Source organism: Archangium lansingense, from assembly GCF_026626635.1.
In the GTDB taxonomy this organism is placed as follows: Bacteria; Myxococcota; Myxococcia; order Myxococcales; family Myxococcaceae; genus Archangium; species Archangium lansingense.
This window is the reverse complement of sequence record NZ_JAPNKA010000001.1, coordinates 9664457-9690424: the sequence shown is the minus strand read 5'-3', so window position 1 is coordinate 9690424 and position 25968 is coordinate 9664457. Positions and strand designations below refer to the sequence as shown.

At 69.2% G+C, this 25968-nt stretch carries 18 protein-coding genes; 10 read left to right on the top strand and 8 right to left on the bottom strand.

Going from position 1 to position 25968, the window contains the following annotated elements:
- The first annotated feature begins 91 nt into the window (after window positions 1–91).
- Together OV287_RS38440 and OV287_RS38435 are read left to right on the top strand one after the other, a co-directional pair.
- Window positions 92–1366 carry a DEAD/DEAH box helicase gene (locus OV287_RS38440; protein WP_267539019.1) on the top strand — a complete coding sequence of 425 codons (1275 nt, stop codon included), beginning with the start codon at window positions 92–94 and terminating at the stop codon, window positions 1364–1366.
- A gap of 144 nt (window positions 1367–1510) precedes the next feature.
- Window positions 1511–2470, top strand: coding sequence for an HNH endonuclease (locus OV287_RS38435; protein WP_267542489.1), 960 nt, complete (start codon window positions 1511–1513; stop codon window positions 2468–2470).
- A gap of 21 nt (window positions 2471–2491) precedes the next feature.
- On the opposite strand, the gene OV287_RS38430 is transcribed toward OV287_RS38435, so the two are convergent.
- The 5 genes from OV287_RS38430 to OV287_RS38410 all read right to left on the bottom strand — a co-directional run bounded on the left by OV287_RS38430 (window position 2492) and on the right by OV287_RS38410 (window position 10651).
- Entirely contained in the window at window positions 2492–4141 is a 1650-nt protein-coding gene (locus OV287_RS38430) for a sensor histidine kinase (protein ID WP_267539018.1), read from the bottom strand.
- Window positions 4138–5514 carry a periplasmic substrate-binding domain-containing protein gene (locus tag OV287_RS38425; protein ID WP_267539017.1) on the bottom strand — a complete coding sequence of 459 codons (1377 nt, stop codon included), beginning with the start codon at window positions 5512–5514 and terminating at the stop codon, window positions 4138–4140. The genes OV287_RS38430 and OV287_RS38425 overlap by 4 nt, the downstream gene beginning before the upstream one ends.
- Entirely contained in the window at window positions 5511–6893 is a 1383-nt protein-coding gene (locus OV287_RS38420; protein WP_267539016.1) for an FG-GAP repeat domain-containing protein, read from the bottom strand. Before OV287_RS38420 ends, OV287_RS38425 begins: the two co-directional genes overlap by 4 nt.
- Window positions 6890–9487, bottom strand: a complete 2598-nt coding sequence (locus tag OV287_RS38415) for a penicillin-binding protein 1A (protein WP_267539015.1) — start codon at window positions 9485–9487, stop codon at window positions 6890–6892. Before OV287_RS38415 ends, OV287_RS38420 begins: the two co-directional genes overlap by 4 nt.
- Window positions 9488–9601: 114 nt before the next feature.
- A complete protein-coding gene (locus OV287_RS38410; protein WP_267539014.1) occupies window positions 9602–10651 on the bottom strand; it encodes a tetratricopeptide repeat protein in 1050 nt (349 codons plus the stop codon).
- Between the two features lie 273 nt (window positions 10652–10924).
- Here OV287_RS38410 and xth point away from each other — a divergent pair, with 273 nt between their 5' ends.
- Complete coding sequence (xth, locus tag OV287_RS38405) at window positions 10925–11698, top strand: exodeoxyribonuclease III (protein WP_267539013.1); 774 nt, start codon at window positions 10925–10927, stop codon at window positions 11696–11698.
- Between the two features lie 233 nt (window positions 11699–11931).
- The gene (locus tag OV287_RS38400) at window positions 11932–14322 is read left to right on the top strand and encodes a TonB-dependent receptor (RefSeq protein WP_267539012.1); all 2391 of its coding nucleotides are present in this window, start codon (window positions 11932–11934) and stop codon (window positions 14320–14322) included.
- A gap of 227 nt (window positions 14323–14549) precedes the next feature.
- On the opposite strand, the gene OV287_RS38395 is transcribed toward OV287_RS38400, so the two are convergent.
- A complete protein-coding gene (locus tag OV287_RS38395) occupies window positions 14550–15722 on the bottom strand; it encodes an alpha/beta hydrolase family protein (protein WP_267539011.1) in 1173 nt (390 codons plus the stop codon).
- Between the two features lie 206 nt (window positions 15723–15928).
- On the opposite strand from OV287_RS38395, the gene OV287_RS38390 reads away from it, so the two are divergent.
- Window positions 15929–16603, top strand: a complete 675-nt coding sequence (locus tag OV287_RS38390; protein ID WP_267539010.1) for a response regulator — start codon at window positions 15929–15931, stop codon at window positions 16601–16603.
- Here the strand turns inward: OV287_RS38390 and OV287_RS38385 are convergent.
- Together OV287_RS38385 and OV287_RS38380 are read right to left on the bottom strand one after the other, a co-directional pair.
- Window positions 16572–18092 carry a sensor histidine kinase gene (locus OV287_RS38385; RefSeq protein ID WP_267539009.1) on the bottom strand — a complete coding sequence of 507 codons (1521 nt, stop codon included), beginning with the start codon at window positions 18090–18092 and terminating at the stop codon, window positions 16572–16574. The genes OV287_RS38390 and OV287_RS38385 overlap by 32 nt on opposite strands.
- 6 nt (window positions 18093–18098) lie before the next feature.
- Window positions 18099–19469, bottom strand: a complete 1371-nt coding sequence (locus OV287_RS38380) for a DUF2252 domain-containing protein (RefSeq protein ID WP_267539008.1) — start codon at window positions 19467–19469, stop codon at window positions 18099–18101.
- Window positions 19470–19554: 85 nt separating this feature from the next.
- Here OV287_RS38380 and OV287_RS38375 point away from each other — a divergent pair, with 85 nt between their 5' ends.
- The 5 genes from OV287_RS38375 (at window position 19555) to OV287_RS38355 (ending at window position 25910) form a co-directional block, all read left to right on the top strand.
- On the top strand, window positions 19555–20493 hold the full coding sequence (locus OV287_RS38375; RefSeq protein WP_267539007.1) for an acyl-CoA dehydrogenase family protein: 939 nt from the start codon (window positions 19555–19557) through the stop codon (window positions 20491–20493).
- Window positions 20494–20660: 167 nt separating this feature from the next.
- Window positions 20661–22298, top strand: a complete 1638-nt coding sequence (locus OV287_RS38370; protein WP_267539006.1) for a GMC family oxidoreductase — start codon at window positions 20661–20663, stop codon at window positions 22296–22298.
- A 58-nt stretch (window positions 22299–22356) separates the two neighbouring features.
- Window positions 22357–23298: a glycerophosphodiester phosphodiesterase gene (locus OV287_RS38365; protein WP_267539005.1), complete on the top strand. Its 942-nt coding sequence runs from the start codon at window positions 22357–22359 to the stop codon at window positions 23296–23298.
- Window positions 23289–23771 carry a hypothetical protein gene (locus OV287_RS38360; RefSeq protein WP_267539004.1) on the top strand — a complete coding sequence of 161 codons (483 nt, stop codon included), beginning with the start codon at window positions 23289–23291 and terminating at the stop codon, window positions 23769–23771. Before OV287_RS38365 ends, OV287_RS38360 begins: the two co-directional genes overlap by 10 nt.
- A gap of 135 nt (window positions 23772–23906) precedes the next feature.
- Window positions 23907–25910 carry a S8 family serine peptidase gene (locus OV287_RS38355; protein WP_267539003.1) on the top strand — a complete coding sequence of 668 codons (2004 nt, stop codon included), beginning with the start codon at window positions 23907–23909 and terminating at the stop codon, window positions 25908–25910.
- The last annotated feature ends 58 nt before the right edge of the window (window positions 25911–25968 follow it).

Genomic DNA, 25968 nt, shown 5'->3' with positions numbered 1-25968 from the left:
AGGGGCGTAGGGCCCCCGATAGCGCAACGGACAGGACGAACGGACCCCGAGCCGGGTGGTTCTGACGGCGGCGTCGTGGTACCCCCAGGCCGTGAGCAACACTTTTGACCAGCTCGGCCTGTCCCCCGAGTCCCTCGAGGCTGTGCGCCGCGCTCGGTTCGAGCGGCCCACGCCCATTCAGTCGCAGGCCATTCCTCCGGCGCTCGCCGGCCGGGACGTCATCGGCTGCGCCGCCACGGGTACGGGGAAGACCGCCGCGTACGTGCTGCCGTTGGTGGATCGCTTCGCCGGCCGCAAGGGCACGTTAGGCCTGGTGCTGGCGCCCACTCGCGAGCTGGTGCAGCAGATTGCCGGGACGGTGGATTTCTTCGGCACCTCGCGAGGCGTCACGCACGCGGTGGTCATCGGCGGCGAGGACATGGCGGCACAGGCCGAGGCCTTGAAGCGGCGGCCCACGCTGGTGCTGGCCACGCCGGGGCGGCTGGTGGACCTGCTGGAGTCGCGAGTCGTGTCGTTCTCGCAGTTGGAGGCGCTGGTGCTCGACGAGGCGGACCGGATGCTGGACATGGGCTTCCAGCCGCAGCTCGAGTCCATCCTCGCGGCGCTGCCTCGGCGCCGGCAGACGCTGCTGTTCTCCGCGACGCTGGGGCCGGATGTGAGCCGCTTCGCCCGCGCGGAGCTGAACCGGCCGGTGCGCGTGGAGGTGACGCGCAGTGGGACGCCCGCCGAGCGTGCCGAGCAGCGGCTGTACGTGGTGAAGCCCGAGGAGAAGTCCGCGCTGTTGCTGACGCTGCTGGCTCGGGATGAGGCAACGGCGCTCATCTTCGTGAGGGCGAAGGAGCGGGCGGACAAGGTGCACAAGGCGCTGGAGCAGGCGGGGTACCGGAGCGGGGTGCTGCACGCGGACCGGACGCAGAGCCAGCGCAACCAGACGATGAAGGCCTTCCGGGAGGGCACGTACCGGTGCCTGGTGGCCACGGACATCGCGGCGCGAGGGCTGGACGTGGAGGACGTGGGGCACGTCATCAACTACGATCTGCCGCACGCGCCAGAGGACTACGTGCATCGCATTGGCCGCACGGCGCGTGCCTCCGCGAGCGGTGTGGCCTCGACGTTCGTCACGGCGAAGGACCGGCTGATGACCGAGCGCATCGAGCAGATCATGCGGGCAGGAATCCCCCGCGTCACCGTGCCGCGCGAGGACCCCGTCTTCAAGGCAGAGTGGGAGAGACACCAGGCCTCGCAGCGCGATCCGGGTCCGCCCCAGAAGGACCACGGCGTCTCCAATCGGGCCCCGGAGCAGGCGCCAGGCAGGCACGCGCTGTCGCACGGGAAGGGCCCGCGCTCGAAGCGGACGAAGGATTGAGCCTGCGTACCGAGGAGGGGAACAGACCTGTCAGGTCCCAGGTGTCTTCAGAGATGAGGTCGCTCCACCCCATGCCCTGAGTCCTTCATTGTCTCCTGCTCAAGACCCTCCACTGTGGGCATGGAGACAGGACGTGCCTGGTTGGTGCTCTCTCTAGGCGCAGAGCGCGAGTACGCAGGGAACGTGGGGTATGCCGATGAGCTGGATTCGGTCTACCGCTACGACAGCTTCGTTCCGAATCACCTGCAGGTGACAAAGGGGGATCTGCTGATCCTCTGCGATCGGAAGGCTGTCTTGGGCATCGCCAGGATCTCCAGGATTGCTTCCTTGGATGAGCCCAAGAAATTGAGGCGGTGTCCGGATTGCGGGATTGCGACCATCAAGGAGCGCAAGAAGAAGCGCCCGCGATTCAGGTGCTGGAATGGCCACGAGTTCGATGAGCCCAAGCCGGATGAGGTGCCGAGCGTCAAGTACGAGGCCTATTTCGATGGGGCGTTCCAAAGAGCCCCTGGGCACATCCCCGTGCAGGAGGTGCGCCGGGCCTGCCCAATCTACAACGCGCAGCTTTCTATGCAGAAGGTGGACCTGGCGCGTCTGGAGGGGCCGGCGAAGAGCGTGCTTCGATTGGCGGAGACATTGCCTGAAGCAATCCTGGGCCTCGGTCTCGTGGCGGAGGATTCTTCGGAAGAGCCGTATGTTCCCAATGAACGGGATGAAAGGAAGCGCATCGCACGCCAGATCCGCGAGCGTCGGGGTCAGGGTCCCTTCCGTCAGGGGCTTCGTGAACGCTTCGGCGACACCTGCTTGGTGACCCGGTGTAGGCTTCCGGACCTACTCGAGGCGGCGCACATCTCTCCCTATCGGGGTGAGAAGGACAACCATCCCTCGAATGGACTTTTGCTCCGTGCGGACATCCACACGCTCTTTGATCTGGACCTGCTCGGAATCAATCCAGAGACGCTCCAGATCAGTCTGCACCCCAGGTTGAGCGGCATGGGGTACGAAACTCTCGCAGGCGCTGTGCTTGCCTGTGATTTACAATTGCTGAGCAGGGATGCTCTGGAATTGCGCTGGAGGAGGTTCCAGGCCGGTTTGTCGAAGTAGCCTGAGCGGCACGATGAATCGTCACCGCTCCCGGGGCAGGGACAGGGTGAAACAGGCGCCCTGGCCGGGCTCGCCGCCCACGTCCAGCTTGCCGCCGTGCTCCTGGAGGATTCTCGCCGCGATCGCCAGTCCCAGGCCGGTGCCACCCTCCTTCGTCGTGAAGTAGGGCTCGAAGATGCGAGCGCGGTGCTCGGGTGGAATCCCCGGGCCGCTGTCCTGCACCTCCACCACCGCCTCGTGGTCGCTGCCCTTCACTCGCACGTGCAGCGCCCCGCCTCCCTTGGCCATCGCCTCCTCGGCGTTCTTCACCAGGTTCACCAGCACCTGCGTGAGCTGGTCCCTGTCCGCCTTCGCCACCACTCCTGGCTGCACCTCCGAGTGGATGCTGATGCCCTCGGGTGGTGAGGCGTAGAGCGACAGCACGTTCTGCGCCAGCTCTCCCAGGTCCACTGGCTCGAGCTGCGGCTTGGGCAAGCGCGCGAAGCGGCTGAACTCGTCCACAATCCGCTTCAGCCGATCCACCTCTTCCAGGATGACTCCCGCGCTGTCTCGGAAGAGCGCGGGGAAGCGCTCGTCCTGCGCGTCCTGCACCGCCATCAGCGTCTCCAGCGACATGCGGATGGGCGTCAGCGGGTTTTTGATCTCATGCGCCAGCCGCCTCGCCACCTCTTGCCACGCGGCCACGCGCTCGGTGGCCACCAGCCGCTCGGTGGTCGAGCGCAGCTCCGTCGTCATGTGGTTGAACGTCTTCACCAGCTCGCCCACCTCGCCCGTGGCCTTCACCTGCACCTGCACGTCCAGCGCGCCCTCTCCCACGCGCCTTGCGCCCGAGGTGAGTGCCTCCACCGGCTGGGTGATGCGCCGGGACATCATCAGCCCCAGCAGCACCGCGAAGCTCAGCCCCAGTCCGGCCAGCAGCAGGAAGGAGCGGAACACGCCGACCGTGGCCTCCCGCTCGGCCGCGCGGCTGAAGACGAGCCGCACCGTCGCAGCCTCTCCCAATGGCAGCACCCGCGACACCGTGGGCGGCGTGACGCTCCCCGCCTTGGCCACCACCGAGTCCCCGGACAGCAGCGACACCTCCGCCCCAGTGAGCCTCGACAGGTGCGCCGCCAATCCCTGGTCCAGCAGCACCCCGCCCACCACCCACAGCCGCGAGTCCCCGTAATCCACCGGCCTCGCGGTGACGAGCGCGGGCACCTCGCGCAGGCCCTGGTCTCCTCGCACCGATACCTTCACCGGCACGGGCTTGGAGGACTTCTCCCTCGTCACCCCGAAGAGGGCCGGATCCGGGTCTCCCCGGCGCGCGGGCAGGTGTCCGGAGGACAGCGTGGTGCCCTTGCGGTCGAAGAGGGACAGCACCGTGAGGCCCCGGCTCTTCATCAGTGGCTGGGCGGTGTCCGCACGGATGGCGCGGGCGGGGGACTCGCGGGCCTCGCGCGCCAGGTCCTCCATGGCGGGGCTCTCCACCAACTCCTCCACGGCTCGGCGCGCGTTGGCGGCGGCTCGCTCGAGGGCCTCCTGCGCGGAGGCAGTGGCGCCGTCCATGCGTGCGTCCAGCCCGCGCGACAGCGTGGCGCGCAGCTCCGTCAGGGTGAAGGGCACCATCACCGCCAGCGGCACCAGTGCCAGCAGGGCGAAGGCGAGCGCCAGCCTCGTCCTCAGTCTCATCTCCGGGCTCCCGGGACACCCGTCACTGCAGGTTGCAGCCAGGCGCCGTCCAGCATGGGCAGCCCCTGGGCGTCGAAGGCGAGGCCTCCCACCTCCGGTGCTGCCCGCAGCGCCAGCCCCTGCGCGTACAGGGGCAGCAGCGGTACAGACGGGGCGAGTGCCAGGGCCCGCTCTCGTGCTCTCGCATCTCGCGCCGCAGCGTCGGGCAAGGCACCGATGCGCGGCAGCTCCACCCCGAGCAGATCCTTCCGGCCCGCGGCGTCCAGCACCACGGCCAGGGCCGGGCCGGGCACAGGCGGCAGCAGCAGCGAGTGGAGCATCAGCTCGTACTCTCCCCGAGCCCAGCGGGCGCGCAGCTCGGCGCGCGGCAGGGACTCCAGGGCCACGGCGTAACCCCGGTCGTGCAGCCTTACCTGGATGCGCTCGGCCACCGCGCGCTGGTCCTCGCTGCCCGCGTCGTAGAGGAGCGTCACCTTGCGTCCGGCCTGGGATGCGGGAGTCGGTGTGGGGCGGGCCTCCGGGGACTGCGGGAGGAGCGCGGGGGGCAGCAGGTTCGGCATGGGCACGGCCGGCCCGCGCACGAAGAGGCGCGTGAGGTCCTCGCGGTCGAGCGCACTCTCCACCGCTTGCCGGAAGTCCGCGGGCACGCGCCGTGGAGACCAGGCCAGGTAGGTGGCGTACAGCGCCGCGCCGGAGGGAGTACCTGCCTCGGCGAGCACGCCGAGCGCCACCTGGGCCTGCTGCGTCGACCACAAACGCGAGAGGCCGCGCTCATCGGTGGGCAGCAGACGCAGTTTGTCCAGGTACGGCCGGCCCTGGCCCCATGCAAGCCGCGCTTCCACGTTGTTGGCGCTGACAGCGGAGAACGGGCCGAGCGCAGCGGGGACAGAGCGCGGCAGGGCGAGCGCGGGGTGGCACAGCGCGCGCTCCAGGTCCGGCCAGGGGAAGCCGAGCGCCAGCTCCAGGGTGTCGCCCGTGGCGGAGAGTTGCCGCCCCTCGCCGCGCAGCGGGAAGAGGAGGGCACGGTAGGGAGAGGGGGCCTCGGTGCCGGCGAGCCGAGCCCAGGCCCGGGCGAGCGCGGTGGCCTGCGCAGGGGAGGGCAGGGCGAGGCGCACCACTTGCGGAGAGGGACGGGACAGCTCACGGGCGAGCGCGGTTGCGAGGTGCCCGTCCGGGGCCAGTTTGCAGGCGGGCCGGGAGAGCAACCCGAGCAGTGTGGCCTCGAGAGGGCTGTCAGCGAGGGTCGGCTCACCGGGCTCGGCGGGGCCGGCGTGGGCGACGCGCAGCTCGCCTCCGTAGGGAATGCGGCCGGCGGCGAGCGACGGCGTGGCCCCGAGCAGGAGGAGGCTGGCGAGGGCGTAGCGGAGCGTCATGGCGCACCCTGGCGCAGGAGGAAGAGCTCGCCGGTGCCGTCCGGCTTCGTGAGGCCCACCACCACCTCGCGGCGCTTGTCCCCGTCCAGGTTGGCCGTCACCACGTACAGGGCGCGGCCCGCGGGCAGAGGTCCCTGCCAGAGGGGCTCATGGGCGGTGGGGTCGCTCCCGTTCGTCTTGAAGACGCGCAGGACGTCCGGCGACGGTTGGAGCTCGGGTGAGGTGGTGAGCAGCTCCGGCGTCCCATCCCCGTCCAGGTCACCGAGCGCGCTGCCGGCGCCGAGGCCGGAGATGGGCACGGCGGCCACCGAGGGCCGGGCGAAGAAGGAAGCCGAGCCATCCGGGTGGACGAAGAGCAGGCGGGAGTTGGCGGAGCTGAAGGTGGTGAAGCGGGCCGCCACGCTCGCAAGCCGCTGCTCCCCGTTGTTGCCCAGCTTCACCTCGGGCGCGAAGGCCGTCTGACCCGGGACGAAGCTACCGCGCGCGTCCGGGCCCAGGGGCACGGCCTCGAGCCGGGACACCCCTCGCAGCGCGCCGTTCTCCAGCGTGAGCACCTCGCCATGGGCGAAGCGGGTGGACCAGGCGGCGAGACGCGGCGGACCGGAGAGGATGGCGAGCGCGCCAAAGGGCTCGCGGGTAGGGGCGGGGCCGGGGGGCAGCATGTCCAGAGAGCGCTCCGCGATGAGGCTCCCGTCTGCGGCGAAGACATGCACGGAGTGCGCGGTGAGCGCGGCCACCTCGTCCTTGCCGTCCCCATCGAGGTCCCCGGCAGCGAGCGCGGCGGGAGGGGAGGGCAGGCGCGCCAGCACGGCACCCAGCAGGCGCAGGGGACGCGGCTCCTCGGGTGTCGGGGTGGGCGTGCGTGGGGTCTCCACGGCGGCGAGCGCGAGTGCCGCGGCATCCGCCTCCACGGCCTGGACGATAGCGGCTGCGGGCGAAGGGGCACGGGTGGCAGTACGGCCGGACCAGAAGTTCACCCAGGTGCTGAACGCATCGCCGCGGGCGCGCAGCTCTCCGGCCTCCACGCTCAGGCTGAGCCGCACCAGCGCGCGGGCATCCTGCTCACGGGCGAGGGCCTCGGCAGCCTCGGGGGAGGGCGCTTCCAGCACCACGGGGGCGAGCCCGGCGGAGGCCAGGCGTGAGGTGAGCAGCGTTCCGAAGGCGCGCCGCAGCTCGGGTGTTCCGCCGGAGAGGTGGAGGGCAACGGGGGGCTCGGGCTTCATTGCCCGCACGTCCGTGGCCACCGCCTGGGCAAGCCGCTCGAGGGCGGGCGTGGCCGGGGTGGACGGAGCAGCCTGCGTGGCCGGTGGCGGTGGAGTCTGGGCGGCCGGAGCGGGCAGCGCGGCCAGCAGGAGGGCGGCGGCGAGGGCCCGGCTCACAGACCCCCCCGGCTACCTTCCTGGAGGAAGAAGTCGCTCGGGCTGACGTGGCCGGGCGGGGGCGCCTCGGCGGTGGGCTGGGTTCCATCGAGGAAGGACTCGAGCCGGCCAGGCACGGAGTTGCCCGCGAGCAGGCCAGTGACGGGATCGATGCGCACCTGCACCACGCCCGGGGGCACCTCGAACTCGCGCGAGGGCAGGCCCTCGTGGGCGGCGCGCATGAAGTCCAGCCAGATGGGGAGGGGCGCGCGGCCACCCGTCTCGGAGCTGCCCAGGGGAGAGTGGTCGTCGAAGCCCACCCACGCGCTGGCGACCCAGTCCGCGGTGTAGCCGGAGAACCAGGTGTCGCGGTTCTCGCTGGCGGTGCCCGTCTTGCCGGCGGCGGGGCGGTTGAGCTCCGTCACCGCGCGGGCCGTTCCCTCCTCCACCACGCTGCGCATCAGCGAGGTGGTGAGGTAGGCCACCGCCGGGGGCAGCGTCTCCTCGAAGGCCGGCTGGTGCTCCTCCATCACCTTGCCCTGCGCGTCCGTCACCTTGAGGATCATCAGCGGCTCGGCGTAGCGGCCGTTGGCCTGCAGGGTGGCGTAGGCGTTGGCGGCCTCCAGCATGGTGACCTCGCCGGTGCCCAGGGCCAGGGTGAGGTTCTCCGGCAGCTCCGAGCGGATGCCGGCGCGGCGGGCGAAGTCGATGGCGGTCGCGGGGGTGATGGCCTCGATGAGGCGCACGGACACGGTGTTCTTGGACTTGGTGAGCGCCTGGCGCAGCGTCATGGGGCCGTCGAAGGCGCGGTCGTAGTTCTGCGGCTTCCACGTCTTGCCGGTGTACGGGTCGCGGATGGCCTCGGGAGCGTCGTTCACCGTGCTGATGGGGGTGTAGCGTCCGCTGCCGAGCGCGGCGCCATAGAGGAAGGGCTTGAAGGACGAGCCGGGCTGGCGCTTCGCCTGGGTGGCGCGGTTGAAGGGCGAGGTCGCGAAGTCGTAGCCGCCCACCAGCGCCACCACATTGCGGTTGCGCGGGTTGATGACGACGAGGCCGCCCTGAACGATGGGCACCTGGTCCAGCGTGGCCTCGAGCAGCGCGGGGGCGGGCGTGACGCGCGTGACACGCACCCGGACGATGTCGCCGGGCTTCATCACGTCGGACATCTTCGAGGGAGCGCTCTTGCCCTTGATGCGCGCCCAGGTGACGGTGGAGAAGGGAATCTCCGCGGCGCGGCCCACCAGGTCCACGCGGGCCTTCTTGCCGGTGTCATCCACCTGGGTGACGACGCCGGCCACGCGCAGGCCCTCCTTGAGGGGCTGCAACTGCACGGCGAGCGCGAGCTTTTCGTCGGCGGAGAGCCGGGCCTCCTCCTCCTGCTCGGTTTCGGTGACCACCACGGGCGTCAGCTCGGCCGGAGTGGGGAGGGCGCTGGACTGGGCGAGCGAGGAGAGGTCGGCCACGTAGGCGCCTTCCTTCTGGCGCCGGCCGGCCTCTTCGATCTGCTTGGCGATGAGGGGCTTGAGCTGCTCGAAGCGCGCGGGCTCCAACGTGCCAACGGGGCCGCGGTAGCCCTGGCGCCGGTCCACGGCCTCGAGTCCCTTGCGCACCGACTCGTCGGCGATGGCCTGGAGCTTCGGGTCCATGGCGATGTCCACGCGCAGGCCCCCGGTGAGCACGGCGTCACCGCCGTACCGGGCCACGAGCGTGCGGCGGATCTCCTCCGCGTAGTAGGGGCCCACCTCGGCAGGAGGCCGCGGGGCAAGGACGATGGGCTTGTCCATCTCCTTCTCCACCAGCTCCCTGGGAACGAAGCCCTGCCCGGCCATCTGCCCCAGCACGTACTGCTGGCGCTGCTTGGCCTTGACGATGTTCTTCTCCGGGTTGATGCGGTTGGGCGACTGCACCGTGCCCGCGAGCACCGCGGCCTCGCCGATGGTCAGGCTCTTGGCATGCTTGCCGAAGTAGTAGAGCGCGGCCTCCTCGATGCCGTCGCGACCCTGCCCGTAGTAGGACTGGTTGATGTAGAGGCCGAGGATCTGATCCTTGGTGAGGGCCTGCTCCACGCGCGGGGTGAGGATCCACTCGCGAATCTTGCGCGAGAGGCTGCGCTCGGGCGTCAGGAGCATGTTCTTCACCACCTGCTGCGTGATGGTGGAGGCGCCGGACTTGCGGCTGTTGGGGATGAGGTTCTTCACCGCGGCGCGGACGATGCCGAAGAAGTCGAGGCCCTCGTGCTTGTAGAAGTCGGCGTCCTCGGCGGCGAGGAAGGCGTTGCGCACGTGGGGCGGCAGGTCCTTGATGTCCACCACGGTGCGGCGGCCCTGGGGCATGAAGAACTCGGTGCACACGGAGCCGTCTGCGCACTGCACCTTGGTGACCTGGGGCAGGCGGTAGTTGCGCAGCGCCTCCACCGAGGGCAAATCCCGGCTGTAGTAGAGGTAGACGCCGAAGACGGTGAGCACGAGGAGCACGAGGCCCACGGCGGCGAGCACGAGGAGTCGCTTCGTCCAGAGCCACAGCCGGGCGCCCAGGCTGGGCCGGGCCGGAGGAGCCGGAGGGGTGGCGGGAGGAAGAGGGGAGGGCTGGAAGCTCATCTCGCGGGCCGGGTTCATGGGACGACGCGGGGACAACAAAAGGTGGGCGACGTTAAACCGCCGGGCGGAGAACCGGAATGGGTTGGTGGCCCGCCGGGCGGGGGGGCTTCGCGAGACACCCGAGAGCCCCGGCTATTCCGGGCACCCCGGAGACGTGCGGTCCCCGAGGAGCGCTTGGAGGTCGACGGAGGCGCGGGCCTCGCGATTCAGCCGCTGGAGGTTGAGGCGGGCCTTGAGGTCCCCCGGCGACAGGCGCGTAGCGGTATCGAAGGCCATGCGGGCCTCTTCGTAGCGGCCAAGGCGCTCATAAGCGAGGCCCAGGTTGTTGTGGACGTAGCCCACGTGGGGGAGCAGGTAGGCGGCCTGGGCGAGCGCCTCGGCGGCCAGCGCGTCCTGGCCGGTCTGCAGGTAGGTGAGCCCGAGGTTGTTGAGGGCATACCCATGGTACGGGTCGAGGTGCACGGCCTGTCGGAAGCGGATGATGGCCTCGGTGGCCTGGCCGGCGGACAGGTGGATGCGGCCGAGCACCTGGTAGACCTCGGGGTACTCGGGGTCGAGCTCGAGCGCGGACTCGGCGGCTCGGAAGGCGCCCTCGGTGTCGCCCAGCTCCAGCAGGAGGCGGGCCTGCTGGACAAGGGGCTCGGGGCCATCGGGGAAGAGGACCGCGAGCTCGCGGTAGGCGTCGGCGGCGAGCTGCTTCTGGCCGGACAGGCGGGCGATCAGGATGAGGGCGTCGAGGGCCTGCTCGGCGGCGTCGACATCATCGGCGGCGTCGTGGACGGCGCGACGGGCCTCGGTGAGGGCACCGGAGAGGTCACCCTCCTCGCGCAAAGCGCGGGCGCGCTCGAGGTGAGCCACCGGATAGAGGTGGGGCTCGTGGGGGAGCGAGATGGAGTCCGCGGGCTCGGCGGGGATGAGCTCCTCAGGCTGAGGATGGGCCTCCTCTGGCATCTGGGGCGGAGGGGGGAGCCCGGCCGTCTCGGGCAGGGCCTCGCCCGGCGAGGGGAGCGAGGGCGGGGCGAGAAGGGCGACCTCGGTGGTGGGCTCGCCGGAGGGGCGCACGCGGTTGTCGAGGCGGTTGGCGGTGGACGGGAGCAGCGCATGGGGCCGCCGGAGCTGGCTGACGTCGCAGGCGGTGAGGGAGAGGGCGGCGAAGCAGGCGGACAGGATGGTATTCCTCATGGTGCGGCTCCTTGTCGGGAGGAGCCCATTGCGATGCCCGTGCCAGCCCTGCTCCAGACTCCCTCTCCCTCTGGGAGAGGGTGGGGGTGAGGGTCTACGAGGACGCCTCCCTGCTCCCCGGACGGGTTCCCTGCGGCCGGTGGGCCACACCGAGGAATCCAGGGGCCAAAAGGCTCAGGTGCCACAGCGCGCTACAGGACCCCTGAGGGTGTGCCTGGAAGGCGGAGGGAAAAACCGTGGCGGGGTGAGAAGTGACGTGCGACGTTGGGCGAGATGAAGATCGCTGCCTGGAACGTGAACTCGGTCCGCGCCCGGCTGGACCGGCTGGTGGACTGGCTGAAGAGTGCTCAACCGGACGTGGTGTGCCTGCAGGAGCTGAAGTGCCAGGACGCCGAGTTCCCGATGGAGGCCGTGCGGGAGGTGGGCTACCACGCCGCGGTGCATGGCCAGAAGACGTACAACGGGGTGGCCATCCTGGCGAAGACGGAGCCCACGGATGTGGTGCGCGGCCTGTCGGATGGGGTGGATGACACGCACTCGAGGCTGATCGCGGCGACGGTGAATGGGGTGCGGGTGGTGAGCGCGTACGCGCCGAACGGGCAGTCGGTGGGCTCGGAGCAGTACGAGTACAAACTGCAGTGGTACGGGCGGCTGCGGCGCTACCTGGACACGCGGCAGAAGCCGAGCGAGCCGCTGGTGCTGTGCGGTGACTGGAACGTGGCGCCGGCGGACATCGACGTGTGGGATCCGGCGCTGTGGCAGGGTCAGACGCTCTGCACGGACAAGGAGCGGAAGGCGCTCGAGCACCTGTGCGCGTTCGGGCTGACGGACACGTTCCGCAAGCTGTACCCGGCGGAGCAGAAGTTCAGCTGGTGGGACTACCGGATGCTGGCGTTCCCGAAGAACCAGGGACTGCGCATCGACCACATCTTCGCGACGGCGCCGCTAGTGGAGCGGCTGGTGTCGGCGGGCGTGGACCGTGACGCGCGCAAGGGCAAGCAGCCCTCGGACCACGCGCCGGTGTGGGCCGAGTTCAAGGGGAGCTAGTAGCCAGGGCAAGGACCTGGCGTACGTGCCGCCAGCACAAGGGGTGCGCTTCATTTGGCAGCCCCTGAGACTGCCCGTGCAGCCTGAGAGGATGGCCCCGGTATGGGGGCCAGGGCAGGCGAGTGCCGCATGCGGGCCGCACGGTCTCTACACCAGTAAGGGGGCTCCTGTCCCTCCTATGGGGATGCGCCCCAAACTCCCCTACACTTGCCGCACGGCAACAGGGGATGTTCATGAAGCTCGCAAAGTATTGGGTGGTGGTCCTCGCGGTATGGGTGTCCGCAGGAGCCTGGGCGCTGGAGGGCGGAACGATTCGAGGCACGGTGTACGTTGCCGGCAACGAGCCGCTACCGGAGGCCCAGGTGGTGGTGGTTGGCACGGACCTGGTCGCCACCACCAACGGCGAGGGAAAGTTCGAGCTCCGCAACGTCCCCGCCGCCAGGCAGGAGCTGAAGGTCTCCTTCCCGGGCTATCGCGACAGCACCCGCTCCGTGACGGTGATGGCGGGGCAGGTGGTCTCGCTCGAGGCGGACCTGGAGCTCGATGAGAAGTTCGGCGAGGAGATCATCGTCACTGGCTCGAAGTTCGGGGAGAAGCGGCTCGAGTCCCCGGTCGCGGTGGAGACGGTCGGGGCGAAGACGATCCAGCAGGCCGGAGGGGTCTCGTTCATGACGGCGCTCTCGGCGATGAAGGGCGTCGACTACGTGGACAATGGCATCAACGAGAAGCGCATCTCCACGCGCGGCTTCAACAACCAGTTCAACTCCCGCATGCTCTCCCTGGTGGATGGCCGGCTGGCGCAGATGCCCATCAACGGCCTGCCGCTGGGTGGTCAGCTCCCCACGCCCAGCCTCGACGTCAAGTCAGTGGAGGTGGTGGTAGGGCCGGCGTCCGCGCTCTATGGCGCCAATGCCCATACCGGTGTTCTCAACGTCCTTACCAAGTCCCCCTGGGACGACTCGGGCGTCTCGGCGGTGCTGCGCGGCGGCAGCCAGGAGCTTCTGGACGGGTCCGTACGCGTGGCGGGCACCATCAACAAGGACTTCGGCTACAAGTTCAACGGGGAGCTCTTTCGCGGCCTGGACTTCGCGCCCGACCGGGACCTGCCCTCCCACTACTTTGGCAGCCCCCGGCTCCCGCTCGTCTTCGAAGGCGACTTGATGGGGCAGTACGAGACCCGCACGGCCAAGGCAGAGGGCTACCTCTACTACCGGGCTGGTGACTGGAACTTCAAGGGGGGCTATGGCTTCTCGATTCATGATGGCGTGCTGACCACCAATGCGGGCCGCACGCACCTGCGCGGCTGGCAGGTGCACACCCAGACCGTGTCCGCCAGCAACCCCAACTGGTTCGCCCAGGTGTCCCGCACCTCGAGCGAGGCGGGTAACAGTTACCAGTTGGAGCGGCTGGCGGGAGTGCTCCAGGCCAGCGGTGGCCCTCCGAGCGACCCGGCCTCGCTGGAGGGGCTTCGGGAGCAGCTCAAGTTCATTGACCACAGTCAGATCATCGACTCAGAGGTCCAGTACCAGAACACGTTTGGAGGGGTGAAGCTCGTCACCGGCCTCCAGCTGCGCCAGTACAACCCGAGCACCGAGGGGACGTCCCTCTCCGACGGGGGTGGCAATCGTCTGAGCGCCACGGAGTTCGGTGGCTATGTGCAGGCAGATACCTCGCTGCTCCGAGATACGCTGCGGCTGGTAGCGGCCGCGCGGCTCGATGCCCATTCCAACTACACGCCGCAGTTCAGCCCCAAGGCCGCGGTGGTCTACAGCCTGACCCGGACCCAGCATCTGCGCGTGGGCTACAACCGCGCGTTCAAGAGCCCCAGCCTCATCGAGAACTTCATGCTCATCAACAACAGCTTGGTGGGCAATCGGACTGGTTTCTTCATCCGGGACGCGGAAGGGAACCTGCTATCGGAGATCCGGCCGCTGGTGCCAGAGCAGGTGGACTCGGTGGAGCTGGGCTACAAGGCGACCTTCTTCAACCGGCTCTTGGTGGATGTCGTCGGCTACCACTCCTGGTACCGAAACTTCATCAGTGCGCTGACCCCGCGGGCCAATCCCACGCAGGGCACCTTCGCCTTCTACCCGGATGGCCGGCCGGTGGCGGAGGGGACTCCCGCGCAGGGCAGCCTCTCCACCTTTTCCAACTTCGGCCGCTCGCGCGTGGCGGGGCTCGATGTCGGGGCAGAGTACCTGCTCACCCCGCACCTCCTCCTCAACGGCAGCGTCTCGTACATCCGGCTGCTCAGCTTCCAGAACACGGGTCCAACGCAGAAGGCGCTCTTGCTGAACGTGCCGGATCTGAAGCTCAAGGCCTCCATCACCCTGCAGGACCTGGTGGTGAAGAACTCGTTCGTGCGGCTCTTCGGTCGCTACCAGTCGGCCCATGCGTTCTCCGCGGGCCGGTGGGACAGCTCCCTGTTCTTCCAGGACGGGAAGGTCCCGGCGCGCTTCGTGGCGGACCTCGGGCTCGGCTACACCTTCGACAACGGCCTGGCGGTGAGCGCCCACGTCTTCAACCTCCTCGATGACAAGGGCGTGGAGGTTCTCGGTGCGGCGCCCACCAGGCGCTCCGGCTTCGTCCAGCTCGCGTACAACTACCAGGGGCTTGACTTCTAAGCCCCCGGACATGGTTTCTGTCCACGGTGGATGGGTGGGGGTCCACGAGGCTCTTCGACTGGTTGCAGTGCAAAGAGCAGAGCGGCTTCCGGGCGCGAACTCGCGCAACTGGTCCGATGGTCGGACCAGTTGGAACAGCTCGCGGCCGGAAGGTGCAGCGCGCCAACGCCCCCTCGTCATCGCCAGCGGCTCCTGGCGAGGAGTGGACAGTATCTATGTCCGGAGGCTTAGCGCTCGCCAGCGGCTCGAGGTTCGAGTGTGTCGAACCACCGGCGCGCTTCGATGTGACAGGGCGTGACGGCGTTCTGATGATCCAGGGCCCCCACGCTGACGATCGCGACGTCCGCTCCGAGCTCCTTCATCCGCCCCTCCGCGATGACCGCGTTCTGGAAGGGCACGTCCAGGTCCGCCTCGCCATGACAGAGCCGGACGGGCTCGTGGGGCCGCCAGTCGTAGAGATCATTCTCCCGGGCTGCCCGCCGGAGCGGGTGGGCCGGGTCGTCGCGGAGCGCGGCGAAGTACTCTGGAGTCAGCAGCGCCTCGGGCGTGGCGGGGAGCTTCTCCAGGACCTCTTCGAAGCCGTGCGTCCTGTCGAAGAGCCGCTCCACCAGGGGGGCATCCCGGAAGACGTCGCTCGGGCTCGCGAAGAGATCGTAGACGCGGTTGTAGCCCAGGAGGATGTACGCGAGGTACAGCGACGAGGCGAGCTGGGGTTGCCGCAGCACCGCGTCGAGGCTGGTCCGTGAGAGATCATACGGCCCCCCCATGGGCATGGCGGCGCTCACCGGGAGCTCCTCGGCGTGCTGCGCCTGGAGCGCCTTCGACAGGGCCATCGTCGCGTGACCACCCTGCGAGTAGCCGGTGAGGTACAGCCGGTCGCTCAGCGGGATGCCCATGGCGCGCGCGACGTGGTGCGCCGCGCGGATCATGTCGATGCTCGCGTTCGCCTCGCTGGTGGCGTGCAGGTACGGGTGGATGCCCTTGCGCTCGGAAGCGCCCAGGCCGAGGTAGTCCGAGGCACAGACCGCGTATCCTCCCCCCGAGAAGAACAGGGCCATGAAGGCAGCGAAGTCCGAGTCGCCCCCCGTCGGGACGGCACCGTCCGCCACCTCCGTTCCGTGTTGGTAGCTGATGAGGGGCACGGCCTCCTTGCCATCGAGCGGCAGGCAGACGATCCCAGAGGCAAGTGTGGGGCGCTCCTCGAGGTCCACCGTCTCGTAGGTCACCTCGAGGCACTCGACCCCATGCTCGATGGGAGGAATGTCCTTCAGCTCGGGAATCCTCGCGCGGCTCGTCTCGATGTCGGCTCGTGCGTAGCGTTCCACTGTCTCCGCGAGGACCACGCGTCCCCGGCCCTCGCCGAGCTCCGTGAATCGATGGGATGGCCCGCAGGCGCTCATCAACCATCCCAGGACAACCACTCCTCCCAACATTCTCGTGCTGTGAAACCCGAACACGTTGCTTCCTCTCTTCCGTCGCGGCCTCCGGCCAGGTGCTCCGCTCGAGACACAGAGTGCAATCGTGTGCGGCTCACCGCATCGGGCTCGGGGAGGATTCTTCACTCCGTCCTCAGACCGAGGTCCGATCCGCCGGTAGGATGAGCCCCGTGCCTTCGAAGCTCCACATCCTCCTCGCGGACGATCATGCGGTGGTGCGCATGGGCGTGCGCGCCTTGCTCCAGACGCAGCCCGACTTCGAGGTCGTCGGGGAGGCGGAATCGGGCGATGCGGCGGTTGCACTCGCGGCGCGTCACACGCCAGACGTGGTGCTCCTGGACCTGCTGATGCCCGGGCTCTCCGGAGTGGAGGCCACGAAACGCCTCAAGCAGGTGAGCCCGCGCTCGCAGGTGCTGATCCTCACCTCGTTCCACGACGACGAGCACGTCCTGCCCTCGCTGCGTGCGGGGGCCCTGTCCTACCTGCTCAAGAGTGCGTCCCCCGACGAGCTCCTCCAGGCGATCCGGAAGGCCGCACGCGGAGAGGCGGTGCTGGCCGCGCCCATCGCCAGTCAGGTGGTGCGTGCGCTCCAGCAGCCGTCCAGCCCTCCTCCGCGGTCAGGGCCACTCGAGGAGCTCAGCGAGCGCGAGGCCCAGGTCCTGCGGCTGCTCGCGGAGGGGGCCGCCAACGCGGAGATCGCCCGGCGGCTGTTCATCAGCGAGAAGACGGTGAAGTCCCACGTCAGCAGCATCCTGGGGAAGCTGGCGGTGACGGACCGCACCCAGGCCGCTGCCCTGGCCTGGCGTGAGGGGCTCATGACTGCTTCCAGAGGCCGTGGGGACTGAGTGTCTGCGGCTGCTGCCCGGCTTCGGCCCGTATCTCGAACAGGACCTGGATGCGGACGCCACCGTGCGCGCCTGAAGACAGGGTGAAGCTTCCGCCCGGCAGGCGCTCCGCGCGCTCACGCATCGAGCGGAGCCCCATGCCGGCGCCAACCGCCCCGGACAGCCCCCGGCCGTTATCTTCGATCGCCAGCTCGCAGAGACGAGTGCCTCGGGCGCGGAGCGCGAGCGTCACCCGGCGGGCGCCGCTGTGCCGGGCGACGTTGGAGAGTGCCTCCGACACGATGCACATGAGCTCCTGCGTGACTTCGGTAGGGAGCGGCAGTTCCTGCACGTCGCCCCCGGCGTCGACGGAGATTCCCTCCCGCCGCGACCACTCCTCGAGGAGGACTCGGAGCTGCTCGGCCCATGGCGCGTCGGGGAAGCTGGGCCGGAGCATGTGCAGCGTGGCCATGAGCTCGTTCTGTGACTGCTGCACGAGCGAGGAGGCCTGTTCCACGCAATGGGCAGCGCGGGCCGGTTCTCCCGGGAGCAACGCGCGCGCCGCCCCGAGCTGCATCGCGGTGGCGAACAGGTGCTGCTTCACGGTGTCGTGAAGGTCGCGTGCGAGGCGATGCCGTTCCTCGAGCGCGGCGAGCTGCTGCCGGCTCTGCACCTGCATCCGCAGCTCGGCGGCCATCCGGTTGAGCTGGTGCGAGAGGCCGGCGAGCTCGTCGTGACCGGACACCGTGGACGAGACATCGAGCGCGCCATGTGTCCAGGCGTCGGCTGCGGCCGTGAGCGGTGCGAGGCGGCTCATCAACCAGCGTGACGTGAGCGCCCCCACCCCGAGCGCCGACAGCCCGGCGAGGAGCGCAATCACCAGGCCGGTCGAGGCCACGAGCTGCACCGCCGCGGAGAGGTATCCAGCGGCCTCGATGGGTGGAGCGATGCGGACGAGCAGGGCCACCTTCGGCGAAGCGGGACCCGGTCCCACGGGCACTGCGACCACGATTCCTCCATCTGGGAGCCGGCGCGAGAGGCGTGCCGTGTCTACGGTCCCGGTCAGGGCCCGGGCCAGCAATTCCTCCTCCTCCGGAGTGGGCACCAGTGCGGAGGAGGCCTGGACGCGCCCTCCTTCGAACGCGAAGGTCGAGACATTGGCCCGGTCACGCGTGAAGACCGCGACAGCCCCCGAACGCACACCCGTCACGCGCAGCTCGAAATGGAGCGGACTGGACGGGGTGTCGCTCTCGGAGCTCACGAGCGCGGCGAGTTGCCGCTCCACGGCTCCATGGTCGGGAGGGTCCGCCAGGAGCGCGGATTCCAACCCTCTCGCGACGTTCCGAAGCTCTTCCGCGATCGTGACCGCGAAGCTGTCGGAGCGCCCGAGGTAATAGCCGAGCAACGCGAGCAGGATGAACTGGAGCACGACCGCCGCGAGCACCGTTGCCCCGGCGATCATCGCCGTGAGGCGCCAGGGGAGTCGATGCCAGGGGCGAGGACGGCGCATGAAGGGTCAGAAGCTCGTGCGGAAGCTGTCGTAATCGTACTGCACCTGGGTCGCGTAGTCGGCGGCAATGGTGCGCACCCGGGCGCGGAAGCCGGCGTGGTCTCCGTCGGTGCGGGCGTGGATCTCACTGTCCACCGAGTACGGGAAGACCGCCGAGTCCCAATCCTTGTCGGCGCGGGCGTGGTGGGTAGCCAGCACTTGCCCCCACTGCTCGGCGAGGTTCGTGAAGCGCGTCAGCGTGGTGAGCTCCTCCGTGGGGAAGGACTCCTTCCAGGGCGACACCTCGCGCACGCTGTACGGGACGCCATCCACCAGCGTCACCCAGCCCAGGTGGTCGTCCACGCGGTAGCCGAGTGCCTTGTATGCCTGCACGGTGCGCACGGCCATGTTGTTGCCACACACGGAGCCCGTCTGGCTCACGGCGGAGGCGCTGAGGTAGGGCCAGGCGCTCGGGGTTCGCTGGGCCTTCACGTCGAGAATGCGGTCATCGTCCTGGGAGGTGGTGGCACCCTCGATGAGCACGTAATAGCGGGTGACACCCAGCGAGCCGATGCCGGCGTGCAGGCGCTGCGCCACGCTCTTCACCGTGAAGTAGCTGGACGGCCACGTGGTGCCCCCGCTGAGGGTGGAGCGGTAGCTGCTCATCCGGGAGCGGAGGTCGCTGTCCACGGCCGGGGACACCGCGGAGAGGTCCGGGTTGCTCGTGGTGTCGAGGCGGCGGATGCCATTGACCTTCACCGTCCACTTGTCGAGCAGCTCCACCCGGCTGTTGCTGGCGGTCACGTCGTCGAGGAAGTCATTGAGTAGACCGTAGGTGTTGCTGGCGCGGAACTTCCGGGTGGTCTCGCCGCTGTTGCCGGCGAAGTCGGCCAGGGTGTCCAGGTAGGACTCGGAGAAGGCATCCAGGAGGACGTCCTGGTCGGCGGTGCTGAACACACCGTTCTCGCGGGCCACGAGCACCAGGCTGACGGCCATGCGCCAGACATCGAGCTGGTAGTCGCCAATGACGGCCTCATCGAAGTCGTTGAGGCCGAAGACGATGTCGCCCTGATCGTCGTCGAACGCACCAGTGTTGTTGATGTGCGGATCGCCGCCCAGCCAGGTGCGCGTGGAGCTGGTCCCCCCGTAGGTGGAGAGCAGAGGGGAGCTGCCGAAGTCCTTCCAGTACAGGTGGTTGCTGCCCCGGTAGAAGGAGAAGGCGGACTCCTTCATCCGCGCGTACTTCTCGGCGCGGCTCGCGGAATCCAGGCTGGAGTTGAACGAGGTGATTTCACCTACCACGTAACTGGTGCGGCTCTGGGCCGCGCCCGCGCTCGAGGCGGCAAGGACGAGCAACACGCCGCCCAGGGCGGCACGGAGGGGGAGGGGAGGGGACATGGGTTGGGCAAGGTAGGGTCCCCATGTGGACGGTCCGTGACGCTTGGGTCACGGCTCTGCGTCACGCTTCGACTAGAGTGGCCGCATGGACGAGCTCTTGCGGTTCCTCCTCACCGAGTCACCCGCTCCGGCATCCCTCGGCTCTGTCGAGGACTGGTGGACGCGGCACCTCCAAGTGTCCTCGCGCTTCTCGCTGCCGGTGGACGTGGCGTTCGCCGGGGGCTTCGCGGCCGATCGGCTGGGGTACGCATTCGCGTCGGGCTACCACTCGGCCCTGCGCTCCTTGTTCCCCCAACTGCCGCCCCATCACCGTTACGCCCTGTGCGTCACCGAGGCCGGAGGCGGACACCCCTCGGCCATGCAGACCCGGCTCACCGGCTCGGGCGAGGGCCCGTTGCGCCTGGAGGGCACCAAGGCCTTCGTCACCCTGGGGACCGCGGCGGACGAGCTGCTGGTGGTGGCCAACGAGGGGCAGGACGCGCAGGGGCGCAACCGGCTCCGGCTCGTAAGGCTCGACGCCCGCCGTTCAGGGGTAACACTCACCGAGCTGCCCGAGACGCCCTTTGTCCCCGAGGTGCCCCACGCGGAGCTGCGGCTGCACGAGGTGGCGGTGGCGCCCGAGGAGGTGCTGCCGGGCGATGGCTATGAGCGCTACGTCAAACCGTTCCGCACAGTAGAGGACTGCCACGTGTTCGCGGCGGTGCTCGGGTGGCTGCTGCAGGTGGCGAGGCGCTCGGGCTGGCCGGACGAGGTGCGCGAGGAGCTGCTGGCTCTCGCGGTGACGATGAGGGGACTGGCGCAGGCGGACCCGGCGTCGCCGGCGGTGCACCTGGCGTTGGCGGGGGCGCTCGACCTGTGCCGGAGACGGGTAGACGGCTTGGGACCGCTCTGGGAGCAGGTGGACGCGCCGACGCGCGAGCGCTGGGAGAGGGATCGGCTGCTGCTCAACGTAGCGGGCAAGGTGCGAGCGAAGCGCCGGGAAACCGCCCGCCAGAAGCTGACCCCTCCGAGCAATCCCGAGTGACATCGAGCCCCACTCCCCTCTCCCTTCGGGAGAGGGACGGGGTGAGGGTATCGGATGTCCCAAGTTCCCACCCGTGCCCGTGTGCCTGCTTTCCGAGCGGGAAGAGGAGCGCATCCAGCGGGCTCCCGAGTACTCTGTGAACCATCCCTTCTGGGGGGAGGACGCGAATGGACTTCGATTGCGACTGGCTGATCATCGGCTCGGGTTTCGGGGGCAGCGTGAGCGCGCTGCGACTGACGGAGAAGGGCTACCGGGTGGTGGTGTTGGAGAAAGGCCGGCGCCTGCAGGCGAAGGACTTCCCCAAGACGAACTGGGACCTGAAGAAGTGGCTGTGGGTGCCGCAGGTCGGGTGGCGGGGCCTGTTCAAGATGACGTTCTTCCGCCACGTCACGGTGCTGTCCGGCGTGGGCGTGGGCGGAGGCTCGCTCGTCTACGCGAACACGCTGCCCATCCCGAAGGATGACTTCTTCCAGGCGCGCTCATGGGGGGCGCTGGCGGATTGGAAGTCGGAGCTGGCGCCGCACTACACCACTGCGCGCAAGATGCTCGGGGCGACGGTGAACCCGCTGCGCACGCTGCCGGATGAGATCATCCAGCAAGTGGGCAAGGACATGGGCCGCGAGGACTTCCAGTCCACCACGGTGGCGGTCTACTTCGGCAAGCCCGGGGAGACGGTGCCGGATCCGTACTTCGGCGGCGAGGGCCCCGAGCGCACGGGCTGCAACTCGTGCGGCGGCTGCATGACGGGCTGCCGCTTCAACGCCAAGAACACGCTGGACAAGAACTACCTCTACTTCGCCGAGAAGCGCGGCCTGACCCTCCACGCGGACACCGAGGTCACCTGGGTGCGCCCGCTGCCCGGTGGTGGCTATGAGGTGGAGGCGCTCGAGGGCACCTCGCGCTTCTCCCGCCGCAAGCGGCGCTTCACCGCGCGCCAGCTCATCTTCTCCGGCGGCGTGCTGGGCACGGTGGACCTGCTGCTCAAGCTCAAGGCGCACCCGGACGGGCTGCCTCGGCTGTCGGATCGGCTCGGCGATTGCGTGAGGACCAACTCGGAGGCGCTCATCGGCGTGGTGGCCGGCAAGCGCTTCCACGACAAGGATCTGTCCAAGGGCATCGCCATCGGCTCCATCCTCCACACGGATGCGCACTCGCACCTGGAGCCGGTGCGCTACTCGGCGGGCTCGGACTTCTTCCGCTCACTGATGGCGCCGCACGTCGGGGGCACTAATGCCCTCTCGCGAATCGCGAACCTGGCCGGCCTCTTCCTGCGCCACCCGCTGAAGATCCTCAGCGGATGGTTCACCCGGGACTTCGCCCGGCGCTCGATGATCCTCCTCTATATGCGCACGCTGGACGGGCACCTGCGCATGCGGCGCGGGCGAGGGCTCTTCACCGCTGGGACGAAGGGGCTCGTCACCGGCCTGCAGGAGGGCCCCGCGCCCACCGCCCATATCCCCGAGGCCACCGAGCTGGCCGACCGGGTGGCGGAGAAGCTGGACGGCCTGCCCATGACCCTGGCCTCCGAGTCGGTGATGGGCATCCCCACCACCGCCCACATCCTCGGCGGCTGCTGCATGGGGGACTCGCCGCAGACGGGCACCATCGACTCGCAGCACCGCCTCTTTGGCTACGACGGCCTGTATGTCATCGACGGCTCGGCCATCTCCGCCAACCCAGGGGTGAATCCCTCGCTCACCATCACCGCGCTGGCCGAGCGCGCCATGACCTTCATTCCCGCGCGCCAGCAGGTGGACGCGGGGGCAACGGAGCCTGTCGCGCGTCCCACCGCGATCGGAGCGTAAGCTTCACGCCGGTTGCATGGTTGGCAGGGGAGCCCTCGTGGTACGACTCGGGCCCCCCATGACAAACACCAGGTGGAATCGAAGAGGAGGCGCGCTCGCTTGCGCGCTGCTGCTGGCCACGGGCTGCGGCCTCGTGGACGCCCCGGGCGAGCCTCGCGTGGTAGCGCACCGCGTCGGGGCGGGTAACTACCCGGAGAACTCGCGCTCGGCGGTGAGCGCCGCGCTGCACGAGGGCTACCCGGCCATCGAGGTGGATGTCGTCCTCACCAAGGACCGCGTACCCATCCTCTCGCATGACGCGTGGATCGACGCGGAGCTGTGCACGTACACCCTCGTCGAGGGAGAGCTGGAGCCCCGCCGTCTGTCCGAGGACTCGCGTCTCCTCATCAAGGACTTCACCCTGGAGGAGCTGTGGCGCGACTACCGCTGCGGCGGCCTGGGGGATGCGGCGACTCCCGGCGCCTTCAAGGTGGCGGACCGGTACTTCACCTTCGATGAGCTGCTCTCCGCGCTGAAGGGCCACCCGGACGTGGTGGTGCAGCTCGACGTCAAGGAGCATCCGGACTTCACGGAGCCGCCCGAGGTCTTCGCCGAGGAGATCCTTGGCCGCTGGAACGCGGCGGCGCTGCCCAATCGCTTCTTCGTCACCTCTACCCGCGGCGAGCTGCTCAAGGCTGTCCAGGCGCACCAGGACGTAGAGACGCTCCTTATCTGGCCGGCCTTCGGAGCGGACGACAACACCACCCTGGTGGGCCTCACCAAGGAGCTGCAGCGCACCGTGGGCGCTCAGGAGCTCATCCAGCTCACGCGCGACGCGGGGGCGGATGGCATCGCCGTGGCGTACCCGGTGGCGGCTCGCCCCGCCATGGAGGCGGTGCGCAAGGCCGGGCTGAAGACGGCCGTGTGGACGGCCAACACCGAGGGCCAGCTCGCGGCCTACTGCCGCTGGCCCCTGGACTACCTCATCACCGACTACGTGGAGCGTGCGCCGTGCCGTTGACCCTCTCCCTGGTGGCCGCGGGCCTCACCCTGGCCGCGCCGGTGCGGTTGGATCGCGTGGATGTGCTCAGCGAGGACTCGGGCACCTTCCTCCATTACGACGTGCCCATGGCGCTGTCCTACCCGCCGATGACGGCCGTGCGTTTCCTCACGCAGGTGAAGGTGGTGCTCTCCCTGCCGGTGAGTGGACTGTATGCGGGGGCCTCCATCGCCTCGCAGTCGCTCTCCTACGAGGGGCCGCTCTGGCGTTCCCAGGATGGGCGTGGCCTCTTCTGGACGGCCAGCGTGCACACGCGGCTGCTGATGCCCTATGGCGCCCACGCGGGCGTGGCCTGGCGCTTCGGCTTCCTGCGCCTGGGAGTCGGGGCGAGCGCCTCCTCCGAGGCCACCTGGGCCCGTCCAGCGTGGACCGAGTGGAAGGTTCTGCCCACCCTGTCCCTGGGCTTCGGGCCCAACGTGGCTCCGGGCCAGTAAGCGCTCGGTCTCCGGGGAGACGAAAGCGGAGAAAACGAGATTAGCCGTCTTGACCGGTGGGTCCCGGAAAGACTAATTCCACCGGCTGCGCTCGTTTTCTTCACCTGTAGTCCTGACCCCCCTCGGAGACCGTTCATGAAGCTGAAACTGAGCCGTGCACTGTTCACCTGCTCGCTGTTGGGCGTGGCCGCCTGCGGTGGCCCGCTGCCCGAGGAGGAGGGTGTCCTTCCGTCGAAGGAGGTGGGCCAGCTGGCTCAGCTCCTGCGCAAGCCGAAGGCGGTGCCGGGCGAGTACATCGTCGTGCTGCGCGAGGACGCGAAGGACGTGGCGCTGCGGGGCTCCGCGGACGTGGCGCGCGAGATGGTGGCCGCGCGCGGCGGTCAGGTGCTGCACACCTATGAGCGGGCGCTCAAGGGCTACTGGGTGAAGATGTCCGAGGCCCAGGTGCGCGAGCTGCTGGCGGACCCGCGGGTGGCCTACGTGGAGGAGAACGGCGTGGTGTCGGCGTCGGCCACCCAGACGAGTGCGACCTGGGGCATCGACCGCATCGATCAGCGCAACCTGCCGCGTGACTCGACCTACAACTACAACTTCGATGGTACCGGGGTGCACGCGTACATCATCGACACGGGCATGCGGCTGACGCACTCTCAGTACTCCGGGCGCGTGGGCAACGGCTTCGACGCCATCACCACGGGCGGCACGGCGGCGGACTGCCACGGCCACGGCACGCACGTGGCGGGCACGGTAGGCGGCACCACCTGGGGCGTGGCGAAGAAGGTGACGCTGCACCCGGTGCGCGTGCTGGACTGCACGGGCTACGGCTCCGACGCCCAGGTCATCGCCGGCCTGGACTGGGTGACGGCCAACCACGTCAAGCCGGCCGTGGCCAACATGAGCCTGGGCGGCGAGGCGTCGCAGGCCCTGGATGACGCGGTGGAGCGGATGATCGCCGCGGGCGTGGTGACGGCCGTCGCCGCGGGCAATGACACCGACAACGCGTGCAACTACTCGCCGGCCCGCACGCCCAACGCCCTGACGGTGGGCTCCACCACGAGCAGCGACGCGCGCTCGTCCTTCTCCAACTACGGCACCTGCCTCGACATCTTCGGGCCGGGCTCGAGCATCACCTCGTCCTCGTACTCGAGCGACACGAGCAGCACCTCCATGAGCGGTACGTCCATGGCCTCGCCGCACGTGGCGGGCGTGGCGGCCCTGTACCTGCAGGCGAACCCCACGGCCACCCCGGCCCAGACGATGGCGGCGCTCACCACCAACGCCACCCCGAACAAGGTGACCAGCCCGGGCACCGGCTCGCCGAACCTGCTGCTCTACAGCATGTTCATCACCGGCGGCGGGGGCGGCGGCGACACCACGGCGCCGAGCACCTCCATCACCTCTCCGGCGAGCGGCTCCTCGGTGAGCGGCACCACCACCATCAGCGCCAACGCCTCCGACGACGTGGGCGTGAGCCGGGTGGAGTTCTTCCAGGGCACCAGCCTGCTGGGCAGCGACACCACGTCCCCGTACAGCTTCGACTGGAACACCACCGGCGTGGCCAACGGTACGTACTCGCTCACCACCAAGGCGTATGACGCCGCGGGCAACGTGGGCTCCTCGTCCACGGTGTCCGTCACCGTGAACAACGTCACGGGCAGCTGCTCCATCTCCGAGCAGCTCCTGGCCAACGCCGGCTTCGAGAGCGGCAACGTGAGCTGGACGACGACCTCGGGCGTCATCGACAGCGACACGACCAGCCCGGCGCGCACGGGCAGCTACAAGGCGTGGCTGAACGGCTACGGCTCGAGCCGCACCGACACGGCGTACCAGCAGATCACCATCCCCTCCACGGCGTGCAGCGCCACCTTCAGCTTCTGGGTGAAGATCACCACGTCCGAGACCACGACCACCTCGGCCTACGACACGCTGACGGTGCAGGTGCAGAACAGCGCGGGCACGGCGCTGGCGACCCTGGCCACCTACAGCAACCTGAACAAGTCCACGGACTACGTGCAGAAGACGTTCGACCTGAGCGCGTACAAGGGCCAGACGATCCGCGTCTACTTCAAGGGCGTGGAGGACTCCTCGCTCAAGACGAGCTTCTTCATTGATGACACCGCGGTGAGCATCACCCGGTAGTCGCTCGCTTCAGGGCGCGGAGTTCCCGGCGGCGCGGGGGAGGCGATCAGGCCCCCGC

What these genes read in the sequence shown, in the direction of transcription:
- OV287_RS38430 (WP_267539018.1), bottom strand. Translation starts at nt 4,141, where the DNA reads ATGAGACTGAGGACGAGGCTGGCGCTCGCCTTCGCCCTGCTGGCACTG.
- OV287_RS38425 (WP_267539017.1), bottom strand. Translation starts at nt 5,514, where the DNA reads ATGACGCTCCGCTACGCCCTCGCCAGCCTCCTCCTGCTCGGGGCCACG.
- OV287_RS38415 (WP_267539015.1), bottom strand. Translation starts at nt 9,487, where the DNA reads ATGAACCCGGCCCGCGAGATGAGCTTCCAGCCCTCCCCTCTTCCTCCC.
- OV287_RS38410 (WP_267539014.1), bottom strand. Translation starts at nt 10,651, where the DNA reads ATGAGGAATACCATCCTGTCCGCCTGCTTCGCCGCCCTCTCCCTCACC.
- xth (WP_267539013.1), top strand. Translation starts at nt 10,925, where the DNA reads ATGAAGATCGCTGCCTGGAACGTGAACTCGGTCCGCGCCCGGCTGGAC.
- OV287_RS38400 (WP_267539012.1), top strand. Translation starts at nt 11,932, where the DNA reads ATGAAGCTCGCAAAGTATTGGGTGGTGGTCCTCGCGGTATGGGTGTCC.
- OV287_RS38395 (WP_267539011.1), bottom strand. Translation starts at nt 15,722, where the DNA reads ATGAGCGCCTGCGGGCCATCCCATCGATTCACGGAGCTCGGCGAGGGC.
- OV287_RS38385 (WP_267539009.1), bottom strand. Translation starts at nt 18,092, where the DNA reads ATGCGCCGTCCTCGCCCCTGGCATCGACTCCCCTGGCGCCTCACGGCG.
- OV287_RS38380 (WP_267539008.1), bottom strand. Translation starts at nt 19,469, where the DNA reads ATGTCCCCTCCCCTCCCCCTCCGTGCCGCCCTGGGCGGCGTGTTGCTC.
- OV287_RS38375 (WP_267539007.1), top strand. Translation starts at nt 19,555, where the DNA reads ATGGACGAGCTCTTGCGGTTCCTCCTCACCGAGTCACCCGCTCCGGCA.
- OV287_RS38370 (WP_267539006.1), top strand. Translation starts at nt 20,661, where the DNA reads ATGGACTTCGATTGCGACTGGCTGATCATCGGCTCGGGTTTCGGGGGC.
- OV287_RS38365 (WP_267539005.1), top strand. Translation starts at nt 22,357, where the DNA reads ATGACAAACACCAGGTGGAATCGAAGAGGAGGCGCGCTCGCTTGCGCG.
- OV287_RS38355 (WP_267539003.1), top strand. Translation starts at nt 23,907, where the DNA reads ATGAAGCTGAAACTGAGCCGTGCACTGTTCACCTGCTCGCTGTTGGGC.